Origin of the sequence: Rubripirellula obstinata, from assembly GCF_001642955.1 — a bacterium.
Taxonomy (GTDB): Bacteria; Planctomycetota; Planctomycetia; order Pirellulales; family Pirellulaceae; genus Rubripirellula; species Rubripirellula obstinata.
In genome coordinates, this window is sequence record NZ_LWSK01000153.1 from 1 (window position 1) to 11,505 (window position 11,505).

Genomic DNA, 11,505 nt, shown 5'->3' on the forward strand with positions numbered 1-11,505 from the left:
AAGCGAGTTACGGCATTTTGCGCACCGCCGTAACTCGCTTTGGCTCGCTACGGCCTACTTTTTTAGAAACTGGTTATGCTCCGCCAGCATGTAGGCCGTAGCGAGCCATAGCGAGTTACGGCAATCTGCGCACCGCCGTAACTCGCTTTGGCTCGCTACGGCCTACTTTTTACTTTCAAGGGTTGCCAACAACTCGACAACGAGACATTGTCATCAGCCCAAAACGGGCAGGCCGGACGTTCGGGCGGCGGTGAGCGTGCCTGATCGCAAACCCTCTCCCTCGCTTTTGCTCGACCTCTCCCAAGGGAGAAGTTGAGAAACCGCACACGAAAAAAGCCCCTGAAAACACTGTTCCAGAGGCTTTGAGCGATGCCCAGAAAATGGGCTTAGCTACCCTACTAGGATTGCTTGAAGTACGTGAATTACGGGAAAAACTGCAACTGATCAAGCTAAGCGAAGCAGAATCCGAAGCAGTTTCAATTTTTCTCGATCTACTCGAAGCAATCGCCAGTGTCGGTGATCTGGACACCAGCAACTGAATCGACTCACTATCAAACAGGTTGCCAAAGTTCTTCACCAAAAGCAGACGCATACTTCGGCTTACCATTGTCGTCGAACTCAATCGGGGTTCTGGACTTGTCGGCTTCATAGATAACAAATTTAAAAACCCGATCGTCCACCAGCCCAACAGCCGCGAAGTGTTGGTTCTCGCGATTGACGAAAGAGAAATGATGCACGTCTAAAGTGCGATCGTAATCGAACCCTTTGTAGTCTGAGTCATCAAACTGGGTCATTGCGTCATCGAAGATAGCATTCGCTTGATCTTGAACTCGATCCTCTTCTGACGCCCCTTTTTCGTCGCGTTTTTTGCGTTCCCCATTACTGTTGACTGTGTGGGCGAACAGTCCGAACAACGCGGTTCCGATAGCAATCGTCTCAATCATTTTGCACCTCATGTGTCTAAACCCAAAATCGTAAGACCACATTCTAACGATTGATCCTGCTGGCAAAGCTAGCAAACCCTTCTCGGCAATCAGATTTCTCAGAATCTCAGATTGCCTAACCGGCCCTCTCCCCAGGTCACCGGTTTCCGCCGCCCCTCTGCGGCCTCCTCTAACAAAAGATTTAACAATGAGAAACACATTTCTGAACTTATGCCGTCGATACGGCTACCGGCTGCCAAGTGGCTTGCAATTCGATGTTGAAAGATCGATACACGGCAACCCTGTGATTCGTGGTCGTCGAAGTGGGGCGGCCTTCGCGATTAGAGAAGACCCACAGTTACTGCGAAAAACGATGAGCAATCTGATCCGATGCGAAAACCGTGATCGCTGAAAAATAAAAATTTCAGTCGGCGACTTTTCAGATTTTTGAAAATTTGCGAGCACAGGGATCTACACGTTGTGCCGGATACGCCGGTCATGCAACCAGATTTGACCGTCCCCCTCCCTTTCAATCATCACCGTCGTCGCAATCACTACCTTGTGAACAAACTGCACGGCACTCTTCCCCGTCATACTGCCAATCAAGACAGTGGTGTGACATGGTGATGACTGACAGTCACGTCGGCATCATTCACAGGCGGTACAAGACTACCGGAAACACGACGCATTCATTTGAACGTCGTGCATCTATTACCAACTTCACTTCACGGGCATTCATGCCCACTACAAAGATACTGAGACTCCAATGATGACACTCGACCTAAACGACCTCGTAGAAGCAGACCCCATCTTCGCTCACTGGCGACCGCCTGCACCTGAGGGCGTTGAAGCCTGCATCGACTATCTTGAATCAATCGACGTGAGTCAGGCGACTGGTATGTCGTCAGGCCAATTAAAGCACGAAGTCGATTCGCCCGTTCGTCACGCCGACATGCTCGCTGCAATTCTCTGGCTGGAGCTTCCATGCAAAGACACTGGACGGTACTTAGAACTGACAGACTAGGTGGCAACAGTTGGAAGATGATTGAGTGTGATGATGAAGCGGCCCAGTGAATCCAAGCGTCACGCAGACGCGTGGTGAAACTCAGCACTCTTTATCGCGTTAATTGCCGACGATCGAATTGAGTTTTAGTAGTCGAGAATCGGCTACAGTTTCCAGTCATATACGACTCAGCTTCTCTGGTCCAAAAACGTTGGCAAAATGAGCTAGCGAAAGCCCGCCTTTAAAAAGCATGTAAGCGCGTTTTTTGGATTTGAGGCTCATCTTGCTGTCGCTTTGGTAAAGGACGATTCGTCAGAAACGCCCTGAGAACACCCGGTGGGCTGACCTACAAGGATGGTCAGATTTAGCCGTTAGCGTGGAAACACCAGTCCGCAAATGCGGCGTCAGTGTTGAATGCCTGGCCGGTGAAAGAAAACTCGGCTGGATTCTTGGTCAGTTTGCTCCAGTTATTTACGGGTTTTCTGCATTGCGGCCCGACAGCAATTGCGAGGTCGGTCGCTGATCGGGACAGAGCGTTGACACTGGCCTAGCCTGGCCCCAAGTTGTATCCGTAGCACTGGGGTTACCAGTGCCATCACCCATTACGGAGATCTACGCTATGTCGAGTCGACCAAGACCAGGGCTAACAGTCACCCCGAAAGGCTACGTAACTTCCATGCACACCATTGAGTACTGGAATGGCCCCGGCTTGTCCTGCTGGGTGAGCCAAACCAGTTGGTACATCTCCAAGTGGCTTACACTTGAACCCGGCAAGCCAGGGCTAAACGCATTGATTGTCGACAGCCTAAAAGATCTGCCGGAACGAAAACTTGTCGAGCTGAATGCCCAATTGGATCGGGTCGGGGAACATGAAGTTGAACGGCACAAGCGAGAATCAGCTGCATGAACCCCTACCAACCGCCTGCAACCCAGTCTCAGAACAACGCTCATCGGTGCCCAGTCTGCAATGAACCAGTTTGGTTCCTCAGGTTTGCGTTGCCGCTGGGTCACTGCAAGAGCTGTGGCAACTACCTGACGATTCGAGATTGGGGTAGCAAGCGGTGGCCATGGGTACTGGCCTTACTGGTCGCGATGTACACGCCGATCGCCCTGCAAATGGTGGGTGTGATAACCGTGCCGAACTCAGTTGTCCTGGTGCCAATCTTCTTTCTAATCGTGCAGGGCATTCACACCTGCGTGAGTGGCAAGCTTGTACCTGCCGTCTGCTGGGGATTCTTTGCACTGCGGGACGACGATCGGCTTGAGAGGTAAGCGCGTTTGGACCGTCGGTGGTCGGAGTCGGATTCATCACCACAGGCTCAATAGCCTGGCGCTGGTCTCAATAGCCTAGGGTTCGCAGGTCGCGGACCAGCTGGGCACGTTCGCGGATGTCTTCGCGTAGTTGCTTGCGGGCGACTTCGGCGCGATAGGCCAGAATTTCATCGCGCCGCTCTTCAGCCTCTCGCCTGAACTTTACGCGGGCGGCGTAGTCCCTCGCGACATCGCGGGCAGTGCGTTGCTCAGGGGTTAGCCGGTAGTCGTCGATGGCGGTGCTGATCGCCCCGCCAACAGCTAGGACGACGACGAGGGCCAAGGTGCCCCAGATAAGGGCTACAAACTTTTCACCGTCAGATAGTCGGCTCAGGGTCTCAGGTTAGTGGGTGTTGACTGCCAAGCTATGCCGTGCCGCTGCTGGCATGCAATGAACCTTTAAGAATTTGTTCGATTGGTATCGTCGAATTCTCAGGTATGATTTGCGAAGCCTCAGATGCATCGGAAATATCGGACTGCTCCGGCCATTTGGCGCGGTTGAGTAATCGGCAACTTGCTGCCAAAATTGGACTTCCAAACTAATGCAAGCATCCAGAGAATCACCATGCAAGTCTTCCTAAGTTGGTCTAAAGATCAGTCCCGAGCCGCTGCGTTAGCTTTTCGATATTGGCTGCCTGACGTGCTCCAGTCCGTTAAGCCGTGGATGTCTGATGAAGACATTGGTGCTGGCTCTGGATGGAACCAAGGTATCCGAAACGCACTTCAGGCCAGCAACTTTGGGATCCTGTTCGTTACTCGCGAAAATCACGATAAACCGTGGTTGATGTTCGAGGCCGGTGCATTAGCCAAGCATGTCGACAACGACGCCCGTGTTGTGCCGGTGATCGTTGACAAAGGGCTGGCATTGGAAGCCTTGCCGGGGCCGATTGGTCAACTACAAGCGTGTCGCAACACGCGGGAAGAGATTTTGAAGATCGTTCGTGATCTGAACAGGCTTTGCGACAAGCCTCTGGATTCCGAACAGTTAACACGATGTTTTGACGCTCATTGGCCCCGACTGGAGGAAGACTTTGAAAAGTTGCCGGAGCCGGAAGGTGAAGCGCCGGACGTAGATCAAGGCGATTTGCTTCGGAAAATGTACGCGATGCTTCAGGGGGTGCAAAACAAGAGCACACACCGGAGTATGGCTTCGGTAGGGTATGACGGCTTTCGCAACCGGGGTGTAGGGACGACGCCTGACCTAAGCGTAGGAGTTACGAATTACGCGAACTTCCGCGCCTCTCTATCGCAACTTGTCGAGAGGCTGAGTCTAACAAGCAATGATGAGACCGCGATTAGAATGATCTGTGAACACCACGCTGGAAAGTTGGTAGACGATAAAATCGTGTCGCTGCGATTGTCGTGCGGAACATGCGACCTAGTGTTGCGACCGAATGGGTGGCTCGAAGAGGTTTGATCCGAGCCGCACTGATCCAAAAATGAATCAACGCGTTAGGTGCATAGCGGCGAGGGCGTAAAAGATGGTGGCCTTAGGGGGCTTAGCCTGACAAAACTTTCGACACGAACCGGCGTCCGCGTGGTGTGATGGCATGAAGACAATTGCGTGCGATGCCCTCCGGCGAAAGATTTGTAGAGACCATAAGTGCCGGTGACGTCGTCTGATGTAAACCCCATGAGCGGTTGGCTAAGCCAAACTCTCCGCAGATGTCGTGTAGCAATATATGGCAGTCACGGTCTCCGGCAACTTTGCCAAGTTCGTCGTATTTCACGGAAGTCTTTTCTTCAGCGTCATACAGGTGTTGAATGATGGCGATGTGAGAGTTGGTAAAACGGTCAATCGCTCTGGCAAAAAGCGATGCCTCGTCGAAAATGAGTTGCACGGGGCGGTTATCAAGCCAAGACGATACGATGAGGTTAGCAAAGTGCTGTCGCTTTTGCTCCGTGTGCTCACGCGACACGCGGTCCACGACTTCTTCCAGCAAATGAAACCCGGCTTCACTTTTTGCGAAATCACCGACGAACTTGTCGGTGTGCCCACGGAGGTACTGGAAGAGGGTCTCCAAACGTTTCAAGTCCCTAGCTTGCTTGAACAAGGCGTAGTGCTTTGCAATTTCGGGTGCGTGCTCAAACAGCAGGCTGAAAAAGTCTTCGACGGTCGTCGGAAGTGTGGGCAAACGTGTCTGTAATTCGTCCATCAAATTTCCTTAGACCTTGCCGTCCAGAGCGAAGCGCTGGCGGCGACACAGCCTGAGCAAGAGGCTGTTACCGCAACGAAGAGGGACGCGACAGTTAGAGGCAGTTTTTGCTTAGCGTTCATTTAGATCAGTATATGAAAACAGCCTCGCGACAAGGGCAGTGCCGCGAGGCTGCAAGTTGCCAGTGACTCGGGGCATTGAATGACTAGGGTCGGATGGGGAATCAGATCTCGCTAAGGATTTCTGCTTTCCGCGCATCAAAGTCAGCCTGTTCGATCAACCCGGAATCGAGCATTGTTTTCAGCTTTGAAAGTCGCTCCATTGGGTCTGGGGCACTAGCCACAGGTGCTGCCACTGAAGTGTTCACATTGACTTGGCTCGCAGCGTTGCGGTCTTCTTCCATTTTACGCGAACGCCGGAACTCTCGCATTTGCTCCTCACGTTCCTGACCAACTCTGTAAACGCTTCTAGCTTGAGGCTTTGGTAGGTGGTCGATTGTCTCAACATGCCCATTCAGTCCGGTCACTGTAAGAGAGGCTCCAACTACACCTTCTTTGACATGAATGTTACTCACATCCATCCACTGCACATCAACCATGTTCATCCGGCCAAGCGCCTTTGAACGAAAGATGATCACTCGCCGATCTGTTAAGACAATCGCATCCGGCGACATTACCGATGGTAGGTGCTGAACAGCGATGTATTGGGGCGATTCAGACTCAGAGCAAATGCCTTCGACCCGGTTAAGAAGTTTACCAATTGTCTTTGGCGGTTGCCCGTCCGAAATGAATTTTGCCAGACGCGAATCACTGCTGGCAACAGCAGGGACCGAAGCAGTGGAAGCTGTTTCATGCCCGGTGCGAATCATCGCAGCTTCGGGGATTTGTCGTGCAACCGGAACTGGTGGCGGCTTTTGCTTTGAGGCGACTAACTCGCCTTCCCTAATTCTCTGGTCAACAAGCTTGATTGGGGCTTGGCATCCAGGGCACTTAGCAGTCTTGCCAATCTTCTCGGCCGGAAATTTTACTGTTTTACCGCAACCGCCGCATTTCATTGCCGCCTGACTTGTATTGCTCATGCCCCTGCTATCCCAAATAGATCTAATGATTCAAAACGTAGTCCACCCCACAGTGGCCTTGAACCAATTGCGAGAGCTTAGAAGTCCAATATAGCTAACTTGGTCACCCTGTGGAGGGAGCCGAGGCATCATCAATCGCCCAACGAAAATGGCCCCGGTGACTCGGGACAATGAATTACTGAGGCCGAAGTGCCGGATCAGATCGGGGCAGTGCCGCGAGGCTGCAAAGTGCTGGTGAGGTTCACCGGCGATGTCGGATTTTGCTGGATGGTTGGCGGAAGCAGCCAAGGATGATTGGGTTGCATGCTCGGCTTTCCGGTTGACGGTATCTGATACGGCTACTCTTCGACCTTTACCCCGACGATTCGCGAGGGCTATGGTGATTTCAATTCAACGTCCCGTGTAATTTAGTTTTCAACAACAACCCAAATGTACTATCCAACAACCATTCCAGGCAAAGCTCTCAAGTTTGCCATCATTCTCGCAAGCCTATGGACTGGATTTTACTTTTTCTCTGGCTGGTATGAAGCCCGAGTGATGCAAGATTTCCACGACGAGACTGGCGGCTTCTATTCTACGCAAGCAAAGCGAGAGCGGGCTGAACTGCACGAACGTGCTCAAGAAATTCGCGACCGAATCCTAGTTGACATGGTTGACCACTAGGACGCCTTTCGGTTTGCACCACTCTCCGCTGGTGCCACCGGAACGAAAACAGCCTCCGGTGATCGTTGACCACCGGGGTTGATTGGGTCGCCGGTTCTGATTGGGATATTGAATCACCGGCGAGGTGAGTGCAACGGTGGATACATCACACCATGTACCGGTAGTAGTCCACGAAAAAGCTCACCGCGACCATCAGCGGCGACAGCAGGCACGCGAACACGACGGCGACCCAAGCAAGCCAAGGCATAGCCGGGCGTTGGAAAGCGTTAGGAGGCAGATGGCGAGCACCAGCGGCATCGAAAGCGCGGTGGCAAGCGGCGGATGGAAGGTTAGCGACCCAGCAAACTGAATGCTCTCGTGGAAAAACGTGTAGCGGATCATGGCGACGGTCGCCCAGAGGCCCAAGGCCGCTGAAGCGGTCGACAGCAACATGATTGCGTATGGCTTGTTCTTGCTCATGCCTGCTTAACTACGCATTCCAAGCCTTGATCGTTTCGACGATCTTCATCACCTCAACAGAAAGATCGAAGCGACCGTCCAGGTCGGCTTTGGTCATCAACGGTGCGGCGTGCATGGCAAGCTCAACTTTGTCTACTGATTTACGGCCAAGCTGATCTTTTAGGTAATTGCTAGTTGAGGTTTCTGACGGGAAGAAACGCCCTCGTTTTTTGGGCGAGGTGTTAGGTGTTGCTTTGCTAAAACCTTGAACTGACACAAGGGTGAGATAGTTTTCTATCTCTTTGGCATCAGTGATCCAAATGTGGCCATTTTTGATCTTGGCAACCTCTTCCTTCACTCGTTTAACCCTCCCCTTGATATGACTTCCTTCTCCAGTTTCGGCAGTACGGTCCCCATCACAGACCACTGCAATGTTTGGATTTACACGCAGAAGGTTTGTTAGTTCGTCGTCTGCACTTTCCTCATCAGTGAACTGCATCCTCGCGAGCACTGCCCCTCCGTAATAGGCGCACTGATAGTGCTGACCTTCTACGAGCTGGCCATCACTGTAAATATCGATCCAACGATTGAGATAAACTCGATCGGAAGGCCCCTCAAGCCATAGAACCCCATTCGCTTGAAGCAAATCTGACGGCTTCGCACCCAACTCGGTGATGATGCCAGCACGGTCGAAGTGGGCTTCTATCGTTCGCGTGTGAGCCGACTTGCCGTCGTGCGAAACGTGGATGATCTGTGCTGAATCCAGGCGGCTAAAGAAGTCGAGCGTAACGTTGGAATGTGTCGTCAGAAAAAAGGTTGCCGAGTGCCTTTCGGAGTACTCGCTGATGTAGTCCATTAACCGTCGCTGAAGTGCCGGATGCAGGTTGTTCTCAAGTTCCTCGAATGCAAACACAAATCCGCTGGGCTCAGAATTTTCAAGTTCCGGCAAGGCAATTAAGTTCAGCAAAACCAAGAAGATCGTCTTTAGACCGCTGCCTGATTGGCTTAGCGAGATCAAGCCTTTGGATTCTTCACCAAGAAAGATTTCCCAATTCTCATCGTCGCCACCATCGTGCATTTGCACTTGAACCTCAGTGAAGGCACCATCACCCGAAAAAATTTCATTGAGTGCCTCAAGCAATTTCGCTTGAATTAAGTCTCGGTTAAGGCTGGTGCTGGTGATGTACCGTCGAACAATGTTTGTAGCGCCAACACCATTGCTTGCTAAAGACAATTCGACAACTGCAACTTCAGGCTGCACGTCTCGATCCGCCAGCAAGTGTTTGAACTGCTTACCCTTAAAAGGCAATTGAACACGTGAAAGAGATTGCGACACATTACTTTGACGCGCTTTCGCCTGGCTGTGTCCGACCCTTGGATTGTCATTGGGTAGTTCGGTCTCCAAGGTTATCTGGCCACCGTTGGCCTTCCACTCCACAAAAACGTCGATCAAGTGTCGCCCGTGAGAATCCCAGTGATGGCCCCCAAGTTCGCCCCCTGACATATTCATCGGAAAACATGATTTCAAGAAATCCTCATCCATATTTCCAGTGAGCGAAAGCTGCCACTTCTTCTTAGTTGGCTTCCCCTCACAAAGATGCTCGACGAACTCCAGCAACCGAGATTTGCCAGTGTTGTTCCGTCCAATGATGACGGTGATAGGCTTGAATTCGTCAAAGCCTGCCCAAGAGTCCTTGAAGCAACTTCGACCTTTGAATTTTGCTGACGAGATTTCCATCTGAGGCACCATACCCCTGTAAACAAAACAACCCGCATCCTAAAGACGCAGGCTGCTAGAAAGGCAACGGAGCATTACCGCTTTCCTCCTCTGATTTTAACGATTTTGAACGGCGAAAGCACTAGACCTTCCAACCACCAGCACTCAGCGAATCAGTTTCCATTCGTGCCCAATGATCGTGGTACTTTTGGCAGTGAGCAACAGGATCAAAGTCATCACCCGCGTTCGCCCATGCCATGATCAATCCACTGATGTCGTCGGCGTGGGCGATTCCGTAGTTGTTTGCGGCGTCACGCTTCAGTAGATCCCGGAGTGCGTCTCATCTCTGTGTCGTCACCTGTAAACCCGAATTTTGCGTAGAACGCCATGAGCCAGGTATTGTCAGTCGTAACGTCGCCAAATGCTTGCGGTCGAAGGACTACATTCAGGTTGGTTTCGTCAGCAGCTTGACAGATTCTCTGAACCAATAATGTTGCACCGCCTTGCCTTCTAACAAGTGATGGAGTGCTTAACCCTGCCAATTCAATCTCGGAGTCCGTGAGGACAATCGATGCGGTCGAACTTGCTTGAGAAAGTTCAAGAACTCTGCCCAACAATTCTGGCGGAGCTAATTCTTGATTGGATATTGGCCGCACTGGCCACTCAAATAACAACAACCCTGCGAGTTGACGAATCGTTTGATCATTCATTTGTTAATACGGAGCGAGGGTTCAAAAATCAGATAACTATGTAAACTGTGCGAAACGCACTCCCAGGATACACGATGAAAAACGCTGGATGGATCTTCTGCTGCATACTGCTTGGATGCAGCCAACTGCCTTGACGGAGCCGGTCCAGCCTGAACCTAGCCGCCCTGAGCCGATCAGATGCGAACCGATCCAGATTTTGGCATGGAACATTGAAAGCGGCGGCAACGATCCTGAAGTGATCGCTCTTCAGCTAAAACAGTTCGGCCCGGTCGATGTGTTTGCATTGAGTGAAGTCTCACCACGATCAATTAACAAGTACGCTGAAGCCCTCGGCCCAGACTATCAATCAGTGGTGTCTAGGACTGGCGGTGCCGACCGGCTTCAGATTCTGTTCCGATCCGATCGGTTCCGGCTGGTCCGGTCTATGGAGATGGACACGCTCAACGATGGTAACCACCGGTCGCCGTTGTTAGTCCATCTGCGTGACAAGGCGTCCGGCCTTGATTTCCAAGTAGTTGGAAATCACCTCTCGCGTGGCAACGCAGAACTTCGTGAAAGCCAAGCTTCCGGTCTGCGTGAGTGGGCGCGTCAACAGACGATGGCGACGGTTGCCATCGGCGATTTCAACTTCGACTATTCCTTTGTGACCGAACAAGGCAACTCAGGTTTTGCGGCGATGCTTCGTGACAATGTCTGGCAGTGGGTGAAACCTGTTGAGTGGGTGGATACCAATTGGTCGGACGGGCGATTCGGACGAGGCGGTGATGGGCTCGACGATTACCCTGACTCGATGTTGGACTTCGCTTTTGTGGCCGGTCCAGCCCGCGACTGGAACCCAAGGTGTGAAGTTATCAAGCGGCCCGGCGATTTCCCCGACGATGAAACAACAAGCGACCACCGCCCAACCGAGCTGATTTTGACACCATGAGATTCTTACTCGCTTTGCTGTTCATGTCGCCGGTGATGGCGGTTGACGTCTTCTTTGCACCGTCAAAGGACGTGCCGGAAGCGATCGAGAAAGCCATTGACGGAGCAGAGAGCACGCTCGACGTTGCGATCTACAGTTTTTCAGATACTAGACTGCAAAAGAAACTGAAGGACGCCGCCCGGCGTGGAGGGTGCGGAAGGATCGGACGGTTCGGACGCGGATGTGCGGTTCACCTCGGCCAACATGGAACTGGCGACCTATCGCGGTGAGCCTACGTTCCGGGCCGGTTCGGATCTGCCCGGCGTCTGTGGGGAAAGGCTGATAAAGGCTATCCGGTCAGTCAAGAAAACGATTCAGATTGCGTCAGCACACTTCCGGCGATTTGATATGCACGACGAGTTACTTGCTGCGATGGCGCGAGGCGTTTCAGTTCGGATAATGCTCGACCAACGTAAGCGTTCGGCAGAACTATTTACGGGCTAGTTTCCGACGGCGAGCTCGGCGGGCTTTGGTTTGGGCGGCGCGGGCCAGGGATTCCGCTTGGCGGTAGCTGCGGACTTTCTCTGGATGAGCCTTCG

At 52.3% G+C, this 11,505-nt stretch carries 16 protein-coding genes; 9 read left to right on the plus strand and 7 right to left on the minus strand.

Annotated elements, in window-relative coordinates; translation table 11 throughout:
- Positions 1-380 precede the first annotated feature (380 nt).
- Positions 381-539: a hypothetical protein gene (locus tag RC85_RS27100; RefSeq protein ID WP_157594019.1), complete on the plus strand. Its 159-nt coding sequence runs from the start codon at positions 381-383 to the stop codon at positions 537-539.
- Between the two features lie 12 nt (positions 540-551).
- Here the strand turns inward: RC85_RS27100 and RC85_RS22850 are convergent, their stop codons facing one another.
- On the minus strand, positions 552-944 hold the full coding sequence (locus RC85_RS22850; RefSeq protein ID WP_068267061.1) for a hypothetical protein: 393 nt from the start codon (positions 942-944) through the stop codon (positions 552-554).
- A gap of 745 nt (positions 945-1,689) precedes the next feature.
- On the opposite strand from RC85_RS22850, the gene RC85_RS22860 reads away from it, so the two are divergent.
- From RC85_RS22860 to RC85_RS27665, 3 genes are all read left to right on the plus strand, one after another.
- The gene (locus RC85_RS22860; RefSeq protein WP_068267063.1) at positions 1,690-1,947 is read left to right on the plus strand and encodes a hypothetical protein; all 258 of its coding nucleotides are present in this window, start codon (positions 1,690-1,692) and stop codon (positions 1,945-1,947) included.
- A gap of 655 nt (positions 1,948-2,602) precedes the next feature.
- On the plus strand, positions 2,603-2,833 hold the full coding sequence (locus RC85_RS22865) for a hypothetical protein (protein WP_157594022.1): 231 nt from the start codon (positions 2,603-2,605) through the stop codon (positions 2,831-2,833).
- Positions 2,830-3,198 carry a hypothetical protein gene (locus RC85_RS27665; RefSeq protein WP_068267065.1) on the plus strand — a complete coding sequence of 123 codons (369 nt, stop codon included), beginning with the start codon at positions 2,830-2,832 and terminating at the stop codon, positions 3,196-3,198. Before RC85_RS22865 ends, RC85_RS27665 begins: the two co-directional genes overlap by 4 nt.
- Positions 3,199-3,265: 67 nt before the next feature.
- Here the strand turns inward: RC85_RS27665 and RC85_RS22875 are convergent, their stop codons facing one another.
- Positions 3,266-3,520 carry a hypothetical protein gene (locus RC85_RS22875; RefSeq protein WP_068267066.1) on the minus strand — a complete coding sequence of 85 codons (255 nt, stop codon included), beginning with the start codon at positions 3,518-3,520 and terminating at the stop codon, positions 3,266-3,268.
- 282 nt (positions 3,521-3,802) lie between these two features.
- Here RC85_RS22875 and RC85_RS22880 point away from each other — a divergent pair, with 282 nt between their 5' ends.
- Positions 3,803-4,654: a toll/interleukin-1 receptor domain-containing protein gene (locus tag RC85_RS22880; RefSeq protein WP_068267067.1), complete on the plus strand. Its 852-nt coding sequence runs from the start codon at positions 3,803-3,805 to the stop codon at positions 4,652-4,654.
- A gap of 82 nt (positions 4,655-4,736) precedes the next feature.
- Here RC85_RS22880 and RC85_RS22885 read toward each other — a convergent pair whose 3' ends face one another.
- Both RC85_RS22885 and RC85_RS22890 read right to left on the minus strand, forming a co-directional pair.
- Complete coding sequence (locus RC85_RS22885) at positions 4,737-5,393, minus strand: hypothetical protein (RefSeq protein ID WP_068267068.1); 657 nt, start codon at positions 5,391-5,393, stop codon at positions 4,737-4,739.
- Between the two features lie 223 nt (positions 5,394-5,616).
- Entirely contained in the window at positions 5,617-6,471 is an 855-nt protein-coding gene (locus RC85_RS22890; protein ID WP_084422955.1) for a PH domain-containing protein, read from the minus strand.
- A 429-nt stretch (positions 6,472-6,900) separates the two neighbouring features.
- Between RC85_RS22890 and RC85_RS22895 the strand changes: the two genes are divergently transcribed.
- On the plus strand, positions 6,901-7,134 hold the full coding sequence (locus RC85_RS22895) for a hypothetical protein (RefSeq protein WP_068267069.1): 234 nt from the start codon (positions 6,901-6,903) through the stop codon (positions 7,132-7,134).
- A 192-nt stretch (positions 7,135-7,326) separates the two neighbouring features.
- Here the strand turns inward: RC85_RS22895 and RC85_RS27105 are convergent, their stop codons facing one another.
- The 3 genes from RC85_RS27105 to RC85_RS22905 all read right to left on the minus strand — a co-directional run bounded on the left by RC85_RS27105 (position 7,327) and on the right by RC85_RS22905 (position 9,999).
- On the minus strand, positions 7,327-7,593 hold the full coding sequence (locus tag RC85_RS27105) for a hypothetical protein (protein WP_149752656.1): 267 nt from the start codon (positions 7,591-7,593) through the stop codon (positions 7,327-7,329).
- Between the two features lie 10 nt (positions 7,594-7,603).
- Positions 7,604-9,310 carry an ATP-dependent nuclease gene (locus RC85_RS22900; RefSeq protein WP_160148077.1) on the minus strand — a complete coding sequence of 569 codons (1,707 nt, stop codon included), beginning with the start codon at positions 9,308-9,310 and terminating at the stop codon, positions 7,604-7,606.
- A 290-nt stretch (positions 9,311-9,600) separates the two neighbouring features.
- On the minus strand, positions 9,601-9,999 hold the full coding sequence (locus tag RC85_RS22905; protein ID WP_068267071.1) for a GNAT family N-acetyltransferase: 399 nt from the start codon (positions 9,997-9,999) through the stop codon (positions 9,601-9,603).
- An 88-nt stretch (positions 10,000-10,087) separates the two neighbouring features.
- On the opposite strand from RC85_RS22905, the gene RC85_RS22910 reads away from it, so the two are divergent.
- From RC85_RS22910 to RC85_RS29090, 3 genes are read left to right on the plus strand one after another with little or no spacing between them, the layout of a single operon-like run.
- Entirely contained in the window at positions 10,088-10,927 is an 840-nt protein-coding gene (locus RC85_RS22910; protein WP_068267072.1) for an endonuclease/exonuclease/phosphatase family protein, read from the plus strand.
- Positions 10,924-11,196 (plus strand): hypothetical protein, encoded by a 273-nt coding sequence (locus tag RC85_RS27110; protein ID WP_149752657.1) that lies wholly within the window; start codon positions 10,924-10,926, stop codon positions 11,194-11,196. Before RC85_RS22910 ends, RC85_RS27110 begins: the two co-directional genes overlap by 4 nt.
- Positions 11,171-11,410, plus strand: a complete 240-nt coding sequence (locus tag RC85_RS29090) for a phospholipase D-like domain-containing protein (protein WP_420821373.1) — start codon at positions 11,171-11,173, stop codon at positions 11,408-11,410. The genes RC85_RS27110 and RC85_RS29090 overlap by 26 nt, the downstream gene beginning before the upstream one ends.
- The last annotated feature ends 95 nt before the right edge of the window (positions 11,411-11,505 follow it).